17 protein-coding genes are annotated in these 19,162 nt (G+C 30.4%); 11 read left to right on the top strand and 6 right to left on the bottom strand.

What is annotated here, in order from left to right; all coding sequences use genetic code 11:
- Positions 1-14 precede the first annotated feature (14 nt).
- Positions 15-914: a glycosyltransferase family A protein gene (locus tag V9L05_RS03385; protein ID WP_338814380.1), complete on the bottom strand. Its 900-nt coding sequence runs from the start codon at positions 912-914 to the stop codon at positions 15-17.
- A 100-nt stretch (positions 915-1,014) separates the two neighbouring features.
- Positions 1,015-1,431, bottom strand: a complete 417-nt coding sequence (locus V9L05_RS03380) for a hypothetical protein (RefSeq protein ID WP_338790324.1) — start codon at positions 1,429-1,431, stop codon at positions 1,015-1,017.
- A gap of 336 nt (positions 1,432-1,767) precedes the next feature.
- Between V9L05_RS03380 and V9L05_RS03375 the strand changes: the two genes are divergently transcribed.
- Positions 1,768-2,568, top strand: coding sequence for an IS5 family transposase (locus V9L05_RS03375; RefSeq protein ID WP_338811837.1), 801 nt, complete (start codon positions 1,768-1,770; stop codon positions 2,566-2,568).
- 378 nt (positions 2,569-2,946) lie between these two features.
- On the opposite strand, the gene V9L05_RS03370 is transcribed toward V9L05_RS03375, so the two are convergent.
- Positions 2,947-3,774 carry an alpha/beta hydrolase-fold protein gene (locus V9L05_RS03370; RefSeq protein ID WP_338814379.1) on the bottom strand — a complete coding sequence of 276 codons (828 nt, stop codon included), beginning with the start codon at positions 3,772-3,774 and terminating at the stop codon, positions 2,947-2,949.
- Between the two features lie 78 nt (positions 3,775-3,852).
- Here V9L05_RS03370 and V9L05_RS03365 point away from each other — a divergent pair, with 78 nt between their 5' ends.
- The 5 genes from V9L05_RS03365 (at position 3,853) to rpsA (ending at position 11,628) form a co-directional block, all read left to right on the top strand.
- Positions 3,853-5,343, top strand: a complete 1,491-nt coding sequence (locus V9L05_RS03365; protein ID WP_338790326.1) for an aldehyde dehydrogenase family protein — start codon at positions 3,853-3,855, stop codon at positions 5,341-5,343.
- Between the two features lie 142 nt (positions 5,344-5,485).
- The gene (locus tag V9L05_RS03360) at positions 5,486-7,510 is read left to right on the top strand and encodes a DUF262 domain-containing protein (protein WP_338814378.1); all 2,025 of its coding nucleotides are present in this window, start codon (positions 5,486-5,488) and stop codon (positions 7,508-7,510) included.
- A gap of 117 nt (positions 7,511-7,627) precedes the next feature.
- On the top strand, positions 7,628-8,923 hold the full coding sequence (locus V9L05_RS03355) for a serine hydrolase (RefSeq protein WP_338814377.1): 1,296 nt from the start codon (positions 7,628-7,630) through the stop codon (positions 8,921-8,923).
- 75 nt (positions 8,924-8,998) lie between these two features.
- A complete protein-coding gene (locus tag V9L05_RS03350) occupies positions 8,999-9,520 on the top strand; it encodes a gamma carbonic anhydrase family protein (RefSeq protein ID WP_338790332.1) in 522 nt (173 codons plus the stop codon).
- 275 nt (positions 9,521-9,795) lie between these two features.
- Complete coding sequence (gene rpsA, locus V9L05_RS03345) at positions 9,796-11,628, top strand: 30S ribosomal protein S1 (RefSeq protein ID WP_338790333.1); 1,833 nt, start codon at positions 9,796-9,798, stop codon at positions 11,626-11,628.
- Positions 11,629-11,776: 148 nt separating this feature from the next.
- Here rpsA and V9L05_RS03340 read toward each other — a convergent pair whose 3' ends face one another.
- Positions 11,777-12,277, bottom strand: a complete 501-nt coding sequence (locus tag V9L05_RS03340; RefSeq protein WP_338814376.1) for a hypothetical protein — start codon at positions 12,275-12,277, stop codon at positions 11,777-11,779.
- A 521-nt stretch (positions 12,278-12,798) separates the two neighbouring features.
- On the opposite strand from V9L05_RS03340, the gene V9L05_RS03335 reads away from it, so the two are divergent.
- The 5 genes from V9L05_RS03335 (at position 12,799) to V9L05_RS03315 (ending at position 17,516) form a co-directional block, all read left to right on the top strand.
- Complete coding sequence (locus V9L05_RS03335) at positions 12,799-13,965, top strand: AMP-binding protein (RefSeq protein ID WP_338814375.1); 1,167 nt, start codon at positions 12,799-12,801, stop codon at positions 13,963-13,965.
- Positions 13,966-14,051: 86 nt separating this feature from the next.
- The gene (locus V9L05_RS03330) at positions 14,052-15,047 is read left to right on the top strand and encodes a peptidoglycan DD-metalloendopeptidase family protein (RefSeq protein ID WP_338814374.1); all 996 of its coding nucleotides are present in this window, start codon (positions 14,052-14,054) and stop codon (positions 15,045-15,047) included.
- 49 nt (positions 15,048-15,096) lie between these two features.
- Positions 15,097-16,407 (top strand): carboxypeptidase-like regulatory domain-containing protein, encoded by a 1,311-nt coding sequence (locus tag V9L05_RS03325; RefSeq protein ID WP_338814372.1) that lies wholly within the window; start codon positions 15,097-15,099, stop codon positions 16,405-16,407.
- 69 nt (positions 16,408-16,476) lie between these two features.
- A complete protein-coding gene (locus V9L05_RS03320; RefSeq protein WP_338814371.1) occupies positions 16,477-17,007 on the top strand; it encodes a hypothetical protein in 531 nt (176 codons plus the stop codon).
- The gene (locus V9L05_RS03315; RefSeq protein ID WP_338814370.1) at positions 17,004-17,516 is read left to right on the top strand and encodes a hypothetical protein; all 513 of its coding nucleotides are present in this window, start codon (positions 17,004-17,006) and stop codon (positions 17,514-17,516) included. The genes V9L05_RS03320 and V9L05_RS03315 overlap by 4 nt, the downstream gene beginning before the upstream one ends.
- Positions 17,517-17,583: 67 nt before the next feature.
- On the opposite strand, the gene V9L05_RS03310 is transcribed toward V9L05_RS03315, so the two are convergent.
- Together V9L05_RS03310 and V9L05_RS03305 are read right to left on the bottom strand one after the other, a co-directional pair.
- On the bottom strand, positions 17,584-18,405 hold the full coding sequence (locus V9L05_RS03310) for an SDR family oxidoreductase (RefSeq protein WP_338814369.1): 822 nt from the start codon (positions 18,403-18,405) through the stop codon (positions 17,584-17,586).
- 124 nt (positions 18,406-18,529) lie between these two features.
- Positions 18,530-19,102: a TetR/AcrR family transcriptional regulator gene (locus V9L05_RS03305; RefSeq protein ID WP_338814368.1), complete on the bottom strand. Its 573-nt coding sequence runs from the start codon at positions 19,100-19,102 to the stop codon at positions 18,530-18,532.
- Positions 19,103-19,162 lie beyond the last annotated feature (60 nt).

Here is a 19,162-nt window from a genome sequence, read left to right as displayed (position 1 = left end):
TATAGGTTTAAAGATTACTTCAATTTCTCAATAAAACTTTTCCCTACCAAAATCTTCATTCCTAAAATTAGTGTATTTTTATTATAACCTAAATAAGACACCATTTTTTTCCAAAAATAAAAGGCTTGTTTTCTGTTTTTATCGATATAGGAATGAACAGCACAAAACTGATAGGAATGACCTTTTAAAATAATCAGTTCAGCATCTGAAAGGGATACTTCATTTTCTAAAAAAGTAGTGGCTTCTAATCTTGCTGAAATAACTTTTTGATTATCTGCCATCGAACGATTGGGGTGGTCGTTTACCGTAATTGTTGTTTTATCAATTACATAAATCGGAATGTTGTGAGCAAATAGATTTCTAAACAAAAAAATCCAATCTTCACAAATATTAAATTCAGTTGGAAATGGTTTTAAGCCTTCTTTAGTTTCAATCAATTTTCTATCAAAACAAACTAAAGTACCAAAATAAGAACCTTCTAAAATCAATTTATAATCATAAAAACCTTCCTTTAAGTGTGAAATGTGAGAAGGAAATATTTTACCTTCATTCTCAAACTCAAATTTTGTTGCCAAAAACTGTGCTTTTGGATTTGCTTTTATTGCTTCATAAAGCGTCTGCAAATGACGAGGCTGCATAAAATCATCCGAATCAAAGAAGAGAATATAATTTCCTTTAGCTTTTGAGATACCAAAATTTCGTGCTGCCGAACGCTCTTCATTTTCTTTTTGAAAGTAGCTCAAACGGCTTTCAAATTTAGTAGAATTTTCCTCTAAGAAAGTTTTTTCAATGATTTCTTTTGTATTGTCTGTACTTCCGTCATCTACTACAATTACTTCATAAGAAATAGTTTTGTCTTCTACTTCCGAGTTAAAAACCTGATTAAAAATAGAATCCAAAGTAGCTACAATCAAATTTGCACGATTGTAGGTGGGAATTATGACGGAGAAAAAAGGAGTTTTGATAAAATTGAAAATTAGAATTGAAAATAATAGCTTAACATATCACAACTTGCTAAAGTGAGAGTAAAATTAAAACTAAAATCAGAGGAACAAAAATTAAACCTCCTACAAGTAATAAAACACCAAGTAAAATTTCTCCAAATGCAAGAGCAATAATTCCTCCTATAAGTCCTCCCAAAATAAGTAAAACTGAAATTAAAATGGTAGCAAAGAAACCATCTCCATCAGATTTTATTTTTTTTGCCTGTTTTTTCTGTGCTTTTTTGATTTTCTTCTTGACAAGTTTTAAAGCTAATCTCTCTTTGAAATTGAGCTTTTTCTGTTTTTTTATACTAGTTTTTTCTGATTTTTTTACAATTTGATTTATAGTAATTTCTTTTTGAGTTGAAGTTTTAGAATCGCTTTCACTTGCAAAAGTAGAAAGCGAGAAAAAGAAAAATAGAAGAGTAATAAAGTAGGTGGTTTTCATAGTAGTCAATAAAATGTAAAAATTGTATTTGACTTTTTAGATGTTACTTTTTATCAAAACGTTGCGTCAGTCAATGTAAATGAAGCATTTATCAATTTTATTTATAATAACCATTTACTCAAAATAATTCTTCCATCTAATAAAATAGGAACATATTGATAAAATCCTCTTTCACTGTGCATAAACTTTGCAATTATTACCCAGTTTTTATTTCCCTCTTTTTTAGATGTTATTCTGTTAAGAGCCTGTTCGAGTTTAGATACATAAAAAAGAACATCAGATTTTTTTATTAGTTAAGTTATTGATTTTCAGTTACTAATTAAAATATCAATGACTATGTTTACTAATGAATATTTATCTGATGCTCTTTGGCAATATATGAAAAAATTTATACCTTTTTCGTACTTGGAAAGAAAACGCAAACACAGTTTGTATAATATCTTTTCAGGACTATTTTACATCACTCGTTCTGGCAGTAGTTGGCGTTTACTTCCCAGTAGTTATGGTATTCCTTGGAGTAGTTTGTATGACTACTTTAGCAAATGGCAGAAGATGGGTTGGTACAAAAAACTTTTGGACAAGTTGGTCACAAGAGAACGGTTGGCTCAAGGTAGAAATGCTAAACCCTCTTTGGGTTCTATAGACTCTCAAAGTGTACAAAGTGTATATGGAGGGGAAGCTATAGGTGTAGATGGTTACAAGCTCAAAAAAGGACGTAAACGGCATATACTGGTAGATACGCAAGGAAATTTACTAGAATTAGAGATTAGTCCAGCCAATGAAGCTGACGTGAATCAACTTGCTTATCTAGCTTATTTAGCTCAATTTAGAGGAAGAAAATTCTTTAAAATTCTTGCTGATGCAGGCTATAGAAGTGCTAGTTTGGCTGCTGAAATATTTAGTCAAACAGGAGTACAAATTGAGATTGTCAATAGTCCAAGAAGAGAAAAAAAAGAGGATAAAGCATTTGTACCTCAACCCAAAAGGTGGGTAGTAGAAAGAACTTTTGCTTGGCTTAATCAAAACAGAAGACTAAAAGTAGATTATGAGAAAACTGTAGATTCTGCTAAAGCATTTGTGTATTTAGCTATGATTTTAAACCTCATAAATAAAGGGGCTAGAAGAAAGAAAAAATAAAAACTCGAACAGGCTCTAAAGGTTATTTCTGTTAAAATATACTCCTTAGTTGAGTTTGGAGAATAATATCTATTTTCTAAATACAATTTCGCATTATCTGTAACTTCTCCTAAGTCAAGTATCATTTCACTAAGTGAAGGCAAGCTATCCAAGAGGCTTTTATCTACACCCCAAACTTCAGTTGTTTCTGTTTTACTTCCAGAAGATAAGACGTTATAGTAAGAAGTTGTATCTGAATAATCACATTTGTAAAATTTCAAATGACTAATATTTGGTTTTTGTGCAGAAACAAAAGATGTTACAAGAAATATAAATAACAGAGTTGATACTAAAAAACGCATAAATTTAAAGTTTAACTTTTGAAATAATATTTTTATTCTACAAACTCTTCTCAAATAACCACTTCCACATGCTTTCATCTTCATAAGCAGGTTTCCAACTTCCGTGTCTTACTTTTTCGTATTCTGTATAATAAATGTCTTTATTTCCTGTTTTCTTCACTGCTTCTACCATGTTTCGGCTGCGTTGTGGTTTTACGGTTTGGTCTAATGCTCCATGAAAAACCCAAATAGGCATATATTTTAAAGAATCTGCTGTTTTTTCATCTGCACCTCCACAAATAGGTACAATAGCTGCAAACTTTTGAGGGAAACGTGCAGCCAAGTCCCACGTTCCATATCCTCCCATAGATAATCCTGTAAGGTAAATTCTATTCGAATCTATTGGTAGTTCTTTCTCTAACTCTTCCAAAAGCTCAACTGTCAAGTTCATATACTTACTCATTTCTTTAGGTTGATTGTGTGAATCTGCCGACCAATCTACTTCTACCCATTTATTCTTCTTTTCACATTGAGGAACAAGCACAAAACATTCATAATCTTTTCTATTTTTTTCTTGCAATGCCCAAGCTCCTATATGTTTGACAGTAAGCGAACTATCGCCACGTTCTCCTGCACCATGAAGGAATAAAACTAAAGGATATTTCTTTGTAGAATCATAATTTTTTGGAAAAAGCAAACGATAAGCCATCGAATCTGTTTCATTTGTAGAATTATTATGCATGACGAACAACTTATGTTCAAAAAGTTCGTATCTTAGTAGTTGAGGCTCTGTTTGTTGTCCAAAAACTGGAACTGACAAACTAAGCGCAAACACACACAATAACAGACACAAAGAAGCACTAAAAGAATACATTTTATTTTTCATAAAGGAAATTATTATAAACCCTAAGGGTTTTGAGAAACCATTAGTTTTTAGAAACTACTTAGACAACCAAAATTAATTATGAGCGAAATTCAAGCCGATTCCGTTTCTTTTGCAGGTCAAGACTCAAATTCAGGCGCAAAAGATAATTCAAAAGAAGATTTTAAAAAACAAATAGACGAAATTTTTGAAGCACAACAAAATAATCGTTGGGCAGTTTCAAAAACAACATCAAAAGAGCGTATTGAAAAACTAAAACGTTTGCAAGATGCACTCTTCAATTATCGTTCAGCTTTTCATCATTCTCTTCGTCAAGATTTTGGAAAGCCAGAAGCAGAAACCGATTTATCAGAAATTTATCCTACATCAAACGAAATAAAACACGCTATTTCGAATCTTGAAAAATGGATGAAAGACGAATCTGTAAGCACGCCTGTGGCTCTTTTAGGTTCAAAATCCTATATTCGTTACGAAGCAAAAGGTGTTTGTTTGATTATTGCACCTTGGAATTACCCAGTAAATTTAATCTTAATTCCTCTTATTTCTGCCATTGCAGCAGGAAACTGTGTAATTTTGAAACCTTCTGAATATACGCCAAATACGAATGCGATTATGGCACAACTTATCAAAGAAGTTTTTGCAGAAAATGAAGTAGCCTTTATAGAAGGTGAAGTAGAAGTATCAAAATATTTGACTCAACAGCCATTTGACCATATTTTCTTTACAGGAAGTACAGCTGTAGGAAAAACAATTATGAAGGCTGCAGCAGAAAATTTGACTTCTGTAACCCTTGAACTTGGTGGAAAATCACCCGTTATTGTTGATGAAACAGCAAATATTAAAGAGGCTGCCAAAAAAATTGTTTGGGGTAAATTCTTAAATGCAGGTCAGACTTGTATTGCTCCTGATTATGTGTTGGTTCATGAAGACATTGAACACGAACTTATCCAACAAATGCTCAAATATTTAAGTGAATTTTACGGACAATCTTCTGGTGAGCGTTTGGATTCTCCAGATTATGCACGCATCATCAATGAAAAACAATATAAAACACTTGTTGAGCTTATCGGAAAAGCAAAAGGGCAGGGTGCAGTTATTCATACAGGAGGAACGGTTGTAGAAGAGCAGCGTTATATTGCTCCAACAATTATGTCAGAAGTTCCTTTGGATTCGGAAGTAATGCAACAGGAAATTTTTGGTCCAATTATGCCAGTTATTCGATATAAATATCTGAATGACGCACTAGATTTAATCAATAAAAAAGATAAGCCATTAGCGTTGTATCTTTTCTCACAAGAGCGAAAAACGATTGATAATGTGCTTGCTTCTACTTCTTCGGGTGGAGTTTGTATTAATGATACTGTTATTCATTATTTCCAACATAATTTACCTTTTGGTGGTGTCAATCATAGTGGAATTGGAAAAGCGCATGGTATTTTTGGATTTAGATCTTTCTCTAATGAACGTGCTGTTTTGGAACAACCAACTCGTTTTAGCGCACCTCAACTGATGTACCCTCCTTACAAATCAGAAGTTCAATCACTTATTGATTTTACTGTAAAGTGGATTTAATATAGTTTTAAGGTCGTTGGTGAAAATACCAACAATGGCAAAATATTTTTATAAAAACCTATTCTTTCTTTTTTGAGAGAATAGGTTTTTTTGTATATTTAAAAATTGAATTTTAAATATTAATCTTTTTATATGGAAAAATATGGAACAAAGTGAATCTATAAGAGAACTTACACAAAGTATTGAAAAAGGAACGATTTCTTTACCAGAATTTCAGAGAGATTTTGTTTGGGATATTACCAAAACATACGATTTATTTGACTCAATTATTAGAGGTATTTTTATTGGTGCGATTATATATGGAAAACCTTCTTTTGAAATTGCAGTAAGAGAAGTAGACGACCGACCAAGAAAAGGACAAGGAAAGAATCGTAAATTAAAAATAGATAAATTTACTCGTGAACAGATTGCAAACAAAGTAAAAGTAGATAATTATAGAATTGTTTTAGATGGACAACAAAGAGCCACTTCCATGTTTAGAGCTTTCACAGGTATTGATGAAGTTTGGTTTGTTGCTAAAAATGAATCAGATTATGAATATAGTGAGGTTTTAGATAAAAGTCTTTCTGAACAGAGTTTGGAAGAAATATTATATGAAATTAGTGGAAATCAAGATAATGAACGCATTTCTGTTAAGTTAAGTGATGTATATAGCATGATGCAAGAAAATTGGAGAGAATCTAAGATAGAGAAAGAAATTTTCAAACTGCAAAAATATAATGGAGATGATGATGAAGGCTATAATGATAATTTTGAAAAATATTTAACAATTTGTGATAAGTTGCAAGATATATTTAAAGAAAGTAAGCTATTAAACTACTATCTTTTAGATATGGATGTAGATAAGTTTGCATTATTTTTTGAACGAAGTAATAGTAAAGGAATAAATTTAAAGTTTACAGATATTTTAGCAGCAAAATTATATGCTGGAGATTTTAATCTTAGAAGTAAAATTGATGAATTTAAAGAAAGCAATCCTAATTTTGCAAATCACTTTAATCAAGAAATTGTAGTGAGAACTTTGGCTTATATAATTGGAGATGGAAGAGAAAAAATAGATAAGTCATACATTCTTAAAAAGTTAAATCATGAACATTTTACAGAATATTGGGACAAAATATGTACTTGGTATAAAGAAACCCTCAATTTTTTATTTGATAATCATTATATCGTTTCACAAAGTTGGATGCCTTATGAAAACATGATTATTCCTTTAATAATTTTTAGATGGGAATTAGGTAGAGATTTCTCACAAATGAATGAAAAACATAGTGAATTTATACAATATTGGTACTGGTCTTCTATTTTTTCACAGCGTTACACAGGCTCTTCTAACGAAATGATAATTAAAGATGCTAATTATTTAAGAAAAGTAGCTAAGGGAGAAAGAATATTAGAAAAAGCTTATTTTAATCGTTTAGCTAGACTTCAAATTAATACCAAAGATGATTTTTACGATTACAATAGAAAGGCAAGTGCATTATATAAAGGAATTCTAAATCTAGTTAATTTTCAATCAAAAGGTTTAGTAAGTTGGGAGAATAACAATAAATTAAATTTTAATGACAATAGGTTAGAAGACCACCATATTTTTCCTAAAAACTATATCAAGAAGAAATTCAAAGATGACCTAGAAGCGCAAGATAAAATGTCTTCTGCTATAAACAGAACACTAATTCCAAAAATATCTAATATTCTAATTTCAGATAAAGCTCCTTCTAAATATTTAAAAGAAATAGAACTTAAAAATTCTTCATTAAGAGAAAGTTTAAAGAAACATCTTATACCATTAGACATAATGGAAGTAGATATGGATGAGTATTTCTTAGTAATTCTTGATGAAAGAGCTACAAGGTTATTTGATATACTTCAAAAAATGTTAGTAGATAAACAAACTCATATTTTACAGAATCACTATAAAGAGAGAGAGAACCAAAAAGGAAGCATAGAAATATTTGCTACTTACCAGAATCAAGAGATACAAGCACGTTTGGACTTGGAAACTGAAGAAGTCATATATAAAAATGAACATTACTCTCCTTCTGGTGCAGCATCTAAAGTAAAAGAAGAAATTTCAGGAAAAGCAACTTCAACAAGTGGATGGCATTTTTGGAAATATAAAGATGAGGAAGATGAAGTAAAACTAATTAAAGAGTTAAAAGAATAATAGAAAAAAAACAAAAAACCTATTCTCTCAAGAGGAAAGAATAGGTTTTTGCTTTTAAAGCAATTTATCTAAATTTGCTTTCAATCATTAAAAATACACCCAAACTTATTTACTCTAATGTTGCAAAAAATAGTATATCTTATCTTCGTCATTGTATTTTTATTTTCCTGTAAATCAAATACAGAAACAAAAGAAATTGCATCCAGTCCAAGTGAAGAAACTACAAATTATGATAATCAGATAGCTCAAATTGATAAAATCGATAGTTTGGCAAATCGGTATCTTGATTTAGGGCGTTTTAGTGGTACACTATTGATTGCTCAAAATGACTCTATCATCTTTAATAAAAGCTATGGTTTGGCAGATTATGTCACTATAAAAGAATTTACAGACAGTACAGCTTTCAAAATTGGGCATCTTTCTGAGCTTTTTACAGAGGCTATTATTAGAGATATGATAAATCAAAATTTGATACAATCAAATGAAAAAATAGCTACATATATTCCTCAAATAAAACAGAATTTTACAGTCGAAGAGTTATTAAATCATAAATCAAACCTTCAAACAATTGCTCAAATACAAGAAGTAAATCCGAATAAAACCTATTCGTTAATTGATTATGTAAATCTATCAAATAATGAAAATGATAAAGCAGCAGAAATTCAATCTGAACTAGATTATAATATTTTAGGATTGGTTATTGAAAAAGTCACGAAAAAAACATTTTCAGAAGTTTTGGAACAGTACGCTCAAAAATGGAATTTGGAAAGCACTTATTTTCATAAAACAGACACAACACATCTTGCAATTGGTTATTTATTTTATAATTATCGAAACCAAGGGTTAAAAATAACACCATCACCAAAGTATCAAGATAGTATGGCTTTTAGTAGTAGAGGAATAAAAGCAACAGTAAAAGATATTTTTAAGTTTGTAAATAATTTTGAAAATCAAAGTTTGGATAAAGAAGGGTATTTAATGAATGATGGCTTTAGTTATTCACTCAAAAAAGATAATGATAAAAAACGAACAGTTCTTATTTTGAGTAATCGTAAGCATCCAGTTGCTAGAGAAATGTCTGAAAGTATAGAAAAAATATTGAATAATGAAGAATATGAGCTTCCTTTAATTCGTCAAGAAATAGCTATTAACCCAGATTTATTGAAAGAATATGAAGGCGTGTATGCAATGAATTCAACTATGAACTTGACTTTTGTAGCTGAAAATGATAGTTTGTTTGTAATCATGGGAGAAAATAAGGTGGAGCTAAAACCACAATCTGAAAATCAGTTTTTTATGAATGAGAGTGATGCTTCTATTCGCTTTGAGAGAGATGAGAATAATAAAGTTGCAAAAGCTATTTTATTAGATGGCTTTTTGGAAGGAAATACAATTTTGAAAGTTAAGGGATAGTTTGCTAATTTGAAATTAAATGTATTCTTAAAACAACCTTCTAAGTAAATTCAAATCTTTAAAACTCTAAAAAATATGGCTTTAATTCTTCCTGTTCGTGGTTTTTCTCCAAAATTTGGCAAAGATTGTTTTCTTGCTCCCAATGCAACTATTGTAGGAGAAGTAGAAATGGGTGATAATTGTAGTGTTTGGTTTAGTGCTGTTATTCGTGGTGATGTAAATTATATCAAAATTGGTCATCATACCAATATTCAAGACAATGCCACTATTCATGGAACTTATCAAACTGCTCCGACAACTATCGGAAATTATGTAAGTATTGGACATAATGCTATCGTTCATGGCTGTACTATTGAAGATAATGTTTTGATAGGAATGGGTGCAAGATTGATGGATGGTGTAATTGTCAGAACGGGAAGTATCGTAGCAGCAGGTGCAGTCGTTTTGGAAGGAACAGAAATTGAAAGTGGATTTATTTATGCTGGAGTGCCTGCAAAAAAAGTAAAACCAATTGGAGAAAGAGGAGAAATGCTAGAGCGAATTGCTACCAATTATATAAAATATTCTAGCTGGTTTATGGAAAATAAAGAAGAATAAAACAAACAAAATTTCCTTTTCCTATCAAAAGTTCTTATCTTTGTAACTCATTTTCAAACAGATATGTAAAATTCTGTAAATCAATAACTTACTTTGTTTTATTCTGAGTTTTATTTCTTTTTTAAATGAATTTTATTCAAATTATTTTATCACAGTTAATTAAACACCTTATAAGCATAATTTCTTTTAATTGATTTTATTACCAGTTAAAAAAAATGCTATAAAGGCAGGCACTACGACAAGCCTGAAAGTAATTGTCTTTTTTATTTTATTATATGAGTAATTCAAACACTTCAGCAGGCGAAATCAATTGGGAAGAATTAGAGTCTAACAAAACAGGCTTTGGTGCTGGCTATAAAGATTCACGTCAACAAGAACTTGCAGACCTTTACGAAGAAACACTTACTGAGTTTTCAGAAAATGAACTTGTTACAGGTACAATTGTAGGCGTTACAGATCGTGAAGCTATCGTAAATATCGGTCATAAATCAGACGGACTTGTGTCTCTTTCAGAATTTAGAGATTTACCAGAACTTAAAGCTGGTGACCAAGTAACTGTTTATGTAGAGAAACAAGAAGACGCAAACGGACAAATTTTACTTTCTCGTCGTAAAGCAATGGCTCTTCAGGCGTGGAAAAAAATTGAGCAATCGCATCAAGGAGATGAAGTTATCGAAGGAATTATCAAACGCCGTACAAAAGGTGGTTTGATTGCAGATATTTTTGGTATTGAAGCATTTTTACCAGGTTCACAAATTGACGTTAAGCCAATTCGTGATTTTGATGTATATGTGGATAAGAAAATGGAATTGAAAGTTGTCAAAATCAATTATGCAAATGACAACGTAGTAGTTTCTCATAAAGTTCTTATTGAGAAAGATCTTGAAAAACAACGTTTACAAATTCTTGACAACCTTGAAAGAGGACAAGTATTGGAAGGTGTGGTTAAAAATATCACTAACTTTGGTGCTTTTGTTGATTTGGGTGGCGTAGATGGATTACTTCACATTACTGATATTTCTTGGGGACGTATTTCTCATCCAAATGAAGTATTAGAACTTGACCAAAAACTTAATGTTGTTGTTCTTGATTTTGATGAAGACAAAAAACGTATTTCATTAGGTATGAAACAACTTCAAGAGCATCCTTGGGATTCGCTTGAAGCTACTTTAGAAGTAGGTACAAAAGTAAACGGACGTATTGTGAATGTTGCTGATTATGGTGCATTCTTAGAAATCAAACCAGGTGTAGAAGGTTTGATTCACGTTTCAGAAATGTCTTGGTCGCAACACTTGCGTAACCCACAAGAATTCTTGAGTATCAATGATACAGTAGATGCAGTTATCTTGACTATTGACCGTGAAGAGCGCAAAATGTCATTAGGTATCAAACAACTTACTGAAGATCCTTGGACGAAAGAAGAAGTTAAAACTAAATATGCTTCTGGTGAGCGTCACACAGGTACAGTTCGTAACCTTACTAACTACGGTTTATTCTTAGAGTTAGAAGAAGGAATTGACGGACTTGTTCATATTTCTGACCTTTCTTGGACTCGTAAATTCAAACACCCATCTGAATTTATCAAAGTAAACGAAAAATTAGAAGTTCAAGTATTAGAACTTGATACAGAACAACGTCGTTTGGCTCTTAGTCATAAACACATGGAAGAAAATCCTTGGGATACTTTCGAAACTATTTTTACACCAAACAGTGTACACAAAGGTACTTTAGTGAACAAAAATGACAAAGGTGCAAATATCGAACTTCCTTACGGTGTACAAGGATTTGCTTCTACAAAACACCTTACTTTGGAAGAAACAGGTAAAACTGCTGAGGTTGGAAACAACATCGACTTCAAAGTAGTAGAGTTTTCTAAAGACGAGCAACGTATTATTCTTTCTCACGTAGCTACATACCGTAGTGGAAAAGAAGAAACTGCAGCTCCTGCAAAGAAAGCAAAAGCTCCAAAAGGAGAAGCTAGTAAAGAAACAGCTTCAAAATCTAAAGACATGAAAAACTCTAAAGATTTGGAAACTACTAGTTCATTAGGAGACAATTCTGCACTTTCTCAATTGAAAGATGACATGAAAAATGACGAAGGTAAATAATCTATTTTTATTTGAATAGAATTGTTTCTTCAACTATAAAAACCCTTATTTCAATAAAGAAATAAGGGTTTTTGTGTTTTAGGATTTGTTGAATTCATGACAATCAATTCTGAGAAGCCCTTGTCGGTGTCTCACGATGATACAAAGCCTATGAAAGCACGTTCTGAAAATAACGTTTGAGCCACGTATTAGAAGCCTTATTTTGCCACTGAGAATCTAGCTGTTCTTTTATTTGAACCAAATTATCAAAAATAATTGTATCAGAAGTGATTTTTTGCTCAATAACTAATTCTTTAAGTTTAGAAAGAGAGGTAATAGTTATTTTATCTTCTTTATCAAAATAAGCTACTTTAGTTCTGTCAAAAAGTGAAATTTTGAATTCATCTTCAATAGCTTTCATAAGTGCTACAGATTTGTCAATAGAACATCCTGTTGCTTTTGTAAGTTCTTCGTTTACTGCCAAAATTAAAAAACGCTTATGACGAATTTCGAAAGATGAAACTAGAGAGTTACCATGGGCTTGCCAATTTTCAATAAAATTTGTTAAAACATTCGTAATTGCCACAACTTCACTATCTGTAAGTTCTCTATCAGACTGATAAATCCAAATACGAGAATAAGAAGGCATTTTTTCAAAAGAAAGAAACATAATAATATTATTTTATCACTATTTTGTTGTAAAAAAATAGTTTGAATTAATTTAAAAGATTAAAGTTTTTATAATGTAGATAATCCTATTTTAGTAAAAAATTATAGAAGCAATATAGAAATAAGATAAAAAAAATGTTTCAAATTAATTATAAATAGAAAATAGCCATTAAAATAGTTGATTTATTAGAATAATAACACAACTCTACAAAGTTATGTATTTTATTAGAAAGTTGCAAGATTAAAGAGGCTGCTTTTGTTTTATGTTTATAACATATTGATTTCAAGTAAGTTCAAATATTCACTATTTTTCTATTACCAATTACTATAATAATTTAAGCAATATTACCTACATAGCAAGGTTTATGTGTATATTATTAAAATATGTTTATTTGTACTTCCTTTAACAAACTACGCTCATTTAAAGTTATATAATTGAGTTCATTTTTTTAACTTATTAAACTTAGACCTTAACAAAACAATTTAGGCAAAACAATTCTATCATTATTTTTATAACTCATTATGTCAGAATCTCTATTAAAAAATACTACTATTACTCATTCTCAATCTAGTCTATATTTTCCTCTTGAAGTTTGTAAAGGAGAAATAGGTAAAAAAGTTCCAATTTCAGAGCTTTCTCAAACCGTTCTGTGTAGTTCTTATAACCAGCTTGTAATTAGCTTTTGTATGGAATGGCAAAGCAATAAAAAAGAATTTATAGTTCATACATCAGGCTCAACAGGCATTCCAAAACCAATTACTCTTACTAGAAAACAAATGCAAAATAGCGTTTTGGCAACAGCTAAAGCATTGAATTTGAAGCAAGATGAGCGTTTTCTAGTATGTTTAAATACTGAATATATTGCAGGGAAAATGATGCTAGTTCGGGGAATGGAATTAGATGCAGAAATGATAATAGTTCCTCCCAAACGAAATCCCTTAGAAGATTTTGATGAAAAAATGTGGTTTGATTTTGCTGCTTTTGTTCCCATGCAATTACAAACTATTTTAGACGAAACACCTGAGAAAATTGCGATTTTGCGTCAGATGAAGGCAATTATTATTGGTGGTGCGCCTGTTTCATATTCTCTTCTCAAAAAAATTCGTTCTATAAAAGCTCTCAACCGAGTTCCAATTTATTCTACTTATGGAATGAGCGAAACTGTTACTCATATTGCATTGAAAAGGCTTAATGGAAAAGGAAAAAAAGAAATTTCGGATACCTACAAAACACTTCCAAATGTAAATATAAAAACGGATCAGCGTGGTTGTTTAGTTATTTCTGCGCCTCACACTTTGGGAAAAGAAATCACAACAAACGATTTGGTAGATATAAAAAATGACAATGAGTTTGAGTGGCTTGGGCGTGCAGATTTTGCTATCAATACAGGAGGTGTAAAAGTTTTTCCAGAAAAAATAGAAGCTTTTATTGAAAGAGCTTTTTATGAATTAGATTTACAAAAACGCTTCTTTATTTCTTCTATACCTGATGAAACATTAGGCGAAAAAGTGATTTTGATTATTGAAGGGTTACCATTTGATAAAAATTTTGAAAATGACCTTTTACAGCATCTCAAAACAAATCTGCCTGCTTATCATACTCCCAAACAATGTTTTTATATTTCTAATTTTGCTATGACACAGACAAGTAAAATAGATAGAACAGAATGTCTGAATTTAATTTTTTAATAAAACTTAAAATAGAAATATAACTAAACTACTTTTATTTTTTTGTAATTTTCGTTTCAAAATTATAATACCTAAATTTTATCTGTATGAAGTTATTTTCGTTTTTTGCGCTCTGTTTTGTGTATCTTTTTACGCTTTCAAATTCATTTTCTCAAACCAATAACGACTTTAAAGAAACAGAGAGTTATGAAAAGGTAGCACAAAATTTTGATAATTATTTCAATAATTCTGATTATGATAGCATTTTTGAGATGTTTTCTTATGGAATGAAAAAAGCAATGCCTTTGGAAGAAACTAGATTGTTTTTGAAAAATTCATACCAACAAACAGGAAAAATAATAAAAAGAGAGTTCTCTAGGTATGAAAAAGGAAGTTATGCTGTCTATAAAACGAAATTTGAAAAAGGAACAGCAGCATTAAATATTTCGGTAGATAATCAAGGCAAAATAAATGGATTATTTATTAAACCCTATGAAGAAATTACTGAAATACCTACACCTGAACGTAATCAGACTAAACTCATCTTGCCTTTTGAGGGAAAATGGACGGTTACTTGGGGAGGAGATACAGAAAAGCAAAACTATCATGTAGAAAGCCAATCACAGAAGAATGCGTTTGATTTTTTGATTATGAAAAATGGAAAAACCTATACAACAAATGCAGAAAAGAATGAAGATTATTATGCTTTTGGACAAGAAATTTTTGCACCTTGTGATGGAGAAATTGTTCTGTCAGTAGATGGAATAAAAGATAATAAGGTAGGAGAAGTCAATAATCAGTTTATTACAGGAAATACAGTGATTCTGAAAACAGAAAACAATGAATATTTATTTTTTGCTCATCTCAAACAGAATTCTATAAAAGTAAAGGAAGGACAAAAAGTAAAACAAGGTGATAGGTTAGCACTTTGTGGAAATTCTGGTCATTCTACTGAACCTCATTTACATTTTCACATTCAAAATACAGAAAACTCAAATCAAGCAACAGGAATAAAATGTTATTTCGATAAAATTATTGTTGATGGAAAAGAAAAAACAGATTATTCTCCAATTCAAAATGAAGTAATCGAATACTCTAAATAGAAATAATTATTTTTGTATTTATCTCAAAAAAATACAGACTCATTATAAAATGAAAAGAGCAAAAATCGTATTATTATTTACTTCATTTCTTTTAGTTTTATTATTTGGATTTGAAGTTTTAGGGCAAACAAATTTTCTTATAAAAGGAAAAGTTATCGATTCTGAAACCAAAGAGCTCTTACCTTTTGCTTCCATTGGAATTGAAGGAACAAGTGTAGGAACGGCAAGTAATTCGGCTGGAATCTTTGAATTTCGCCTCAATCCTATTTGGAAGGATAAGTTTATTGTTTGTTCTTTTGTAGGTTATCAGCCTTTAAAAATAAAAGTTTCAGAAGCATATCAGTATTCTAAAAGTAATCAATTAGTTTTAGAATTAAAATCTAGTGAATCTCTCAAAACAGTTACGATTAGTTCAAAAAGAATTCCTAAGGTAGAAAAAATAATGAAACAGGTCATAAAAAACCTACCTGAAAATTATCCACAAACTCCTTATAATGTAGATTTTTTTTATAGAGAATATCTCAAAGATTCGACAGCTTATGTTCGTTTGGTAGAAGCTGCACTTCATGTATATGACAAACGAGCGTATGTTCCTATTATCTATAACTACAAAAGTAAAAATAGTTTTGCTCCTACTATTTTGAACCTAGAAGAAGATTATTTTGCACAAGTAAAAGAGAGAAGAGCATCTTATGATTATTCAAAATCAAAGATAAATAATTTTTTTATTGATGTAGAATACGGCACAAAGTACAATTGGATAAGAAAAAATCAATTCATTTTTGATAAAATGATGTACGAAAAATTTGACTATGAACTAGTAAATCTGACTTCAATAGGCAAAAAAACAGTTTATGAAATCTCTTTTTCTTATAATGCAACAATTGACCGATTTAGAAAACTTAAAGGAAAACTCTTTGTAAATGACGAAGATTATGCTGTTCTCCAACTTCATTTTTCTTATCTTCCTGTTGGTGCAATGGGGGGCTATAATGCAAAAGAACGTTATGGATATAATATTTATTTAGAGAACGAAGAGCATTTTTATTTCAAGAAATACGATGATAAATATTTGGTAAGTTATCAATCGTTGCGCTCCATCGAAAAATATTATGAGAGTCAAGAAGCCTTTGAAGAATCTGTTTCTGAATATTTTGTCGAACAACTTACAGTAAATGTAAATCAAAAAAATCCGACTCCACAAGATTTGCAAGACGATTCGAAGCTAAAAGAAATTGATTATAATACTGCTTTTTGGGAAAGTTATAATGTGTTAGCAGACTCTCCTCTAAATATAAAAATCAAAGCTGATTTGGAAAAAAGACAGTCTTTAGAAAAGCAATTTGAATTAGAGAAGTAATTATTTTTTTGGATAAAGTTTTGTATTTTGTATAACAAAAACTTATTGAGTCCAAAAATTATTACTTGTATGAATATTATACCCTACGAAAATCTGACTTATAAAACTCATTTATCTAAAGATGAAATTCTAAAAAGAGTGAGAAATGAAACAGAGCCTAAACAATGGATTCGAATGACAGGTATTTTTTCAAGTGGAAATCATAAGGCTTATGAGGGAGTTGTAAATGAAAATTCTTTCAAAATAAGTCGTATTATTAGTTATCGAAATTCATTTTTGCCCCGAATAGAAGGTGAAATAGAAGAAAATAAAGAAAGTACACTTATTCATATCAAAATGAGGTTACACACTTTTGTAATTGTTTTTCTTGCTATCTGGCTTTTTTTCATGTTTGTAGCTACTCTATTTTTGATTCCTATTTTTAGGCAAGAAATGGAAAACCAATCTATATTTAATTTGGCTTCTTTTACTCCTTTTTTGATGATACTAATTATTTCTGTAGTAACTGTTTTAGCATTTCATTATGAAGGAAATAAGTCTAAAGAGTTTTTTGAGAATATTTTTGAAGCAGAGAGACAAATAAACGATAAAAAAATATGAAGTATCTTCCTTACGAAAAAATCAGTTATATCACACACCTTTCTAGTGAACAAATAAAAAAGCGATTGGAAAACATAACTGAACCAAAAAAAATATTCCGTTGGAAGGGAATTTTTGCGAGTAGTAATCATGCGCCTTATGAAGGAAATGTCAATATAAATTCTTTTAAAATCAATCGTATTTTACACCGTAAAATGGGGTTCTTACCATTAATAGAAGGTGAAATTCAAAGTGAGAAATCTGAGGGCAAAGAAAAAACAACAGTTCATCTTACCATGCGACTAAGTAATTTTATTCTTGCTTATTTGATTATATGGTTATCTTACATGATAATTCTACTTCTTCCAAACTCTTTCATAAATGTAAGCTTAGATAATAATGTTAGAATTTTTATTTCGCTAGCAATAGTAATCTTTTATGTAATTTCGATAGTAAAATTTAATCAAGAAGTCAGTAATTCAAAAAAGGATTTAGAAGAAGTTTTTGGAGTAGAAAGTAAAACTAGGTAATAAAAAAATGCCATCATGCAGTTAAAAGATTGCATAATGGCATTTCTAAACTAATTTTTATGAAAAATTATCCTAACATATTTGTACGAATCATTTCTCTAAAATCTTCATACGGTTGATTTTGTCTCGCACCCCAAAGCTGTTGAGCATCATTTCCTAAGACATAACGAAGTTGTTTTTTGCCGTCTGTTGCTGCATCAAAAATTCCTTCTGCCATTTGTTCGGCTGTCGAATAGGTATCTGAACGTTCTGTTCCTTCAAAATTTTTCATCATTCTAGTAATTGTTTTTTGATAAGCTGCGTCATTTTCACTCTCAAACATATCCAAAGAACGCCCTGCAAAATCAGTTTTTACTCCACCCGGTTCAATGATTTTTAATTCAATTCCTAAAGGATTGAGTTCATATTGTAAACCTTCTGTCAAGCCTTCAACTGCCCATTTTGTAGCATGATAAATTGAAAACATTGGCAAAGTAATAAGCCCACCAATAGAAGAAACATTCATAAAAAGACCATTTTTGTTTTCTCTAAAGTGAGGCAAAAAAGCACGAATTACATCAATTAAACCAAATAAATTGACATCAAATTGTCTTTTAATTTGCTCATCTGAAGCACTTTCCAAAACACCAGCCGTTCCATATCCTGCATTGTTCAAGACTACATCTATTTTTCCGAAAGTTGCAATAGAATCTTTAACTGCTTTTTCTATACTATTTTTGTCCTGAACATCTAAAGCAAATTTTTTGAGATTGTCGGTTTCTGTAAGTGCGTCAGATGTATTACGCATTGTTGCTGCTACATTCCAGCCTTTGTCTGCAAAATATTCAGCTGTTGCTTTTCCGATTCCAGAAGATGCACCTGTAATGAAAATTGTTTTTTGGTTTGCCATAATTGTATTGAATTTGAGTTGAAATTAATTTATAAGTGAAAAAAAAGTCATTTTTGGTTTTAAAAAATAGACTATTTATTGAAATAGCCTAATTTATGTTTTCTGTGTTTTCTATATTGTTTTCTTACTTTCTGATTCCGTGCCAGTAGATTTCAAAGCTCTCTTCTATTAGTTTTGGTGTGTAATCCAGCTTTTTTTGAGTAATTTGAAGACCAATGTGATTAGCCATTCCTTGAAATACACTTATCAATAATTCAATATCTAAATCTTTGATGTCTGATGAATCAATTCCTTTTTGAAAAAATGATTTTGTCTTTTTCATAAATGAATCTGAAATACTTTTATTCGAATCATCTAAGATATTAGAACTTGCACATTGACTCATAAAATGTATTTCTATCTGATTATGAACTAAATAATGTAAATAATTTTGCCAAACAAGCTGCATTCCTTCCTTGATAGAATACTCTTTAATATTCTCTGGAAGAAGTTCTGCGCTTACTCTACTTTTGATTTTTTTATAGAGTTGATTAATAAGTTCTTTCTTGTTTTTGAAATAAATATAAAGCGTTCCGTGTGCTAAATCTGCTTCTTTTGCAATATCGGAAATACGCAAACCTGCTAACCCTACTTTTTGAGTAAGTTGCAAAACAACTTCATAAATACGCTCTTCTTTTTCTATGGATTTTATTTTCATAACTTGATTGTGTTACAAATATAAATGACTTTTTTGTCATTTTAAAATTTAACCTAAAAT

Origin of the sequence: Bernardetia sp. Wsw4-3y2 (assembly GCF_037126295.1) — a bacterium.
GTDB lineage: Bacteria > Bacteroidota > Bacteroidia > Cytophagales > Bernardetiaceae > Bernardetia.
Note: the sequence above shows the minus strand (reverse complement) of the source record. Positions and strands in the feature narration are given on the sequence as shown.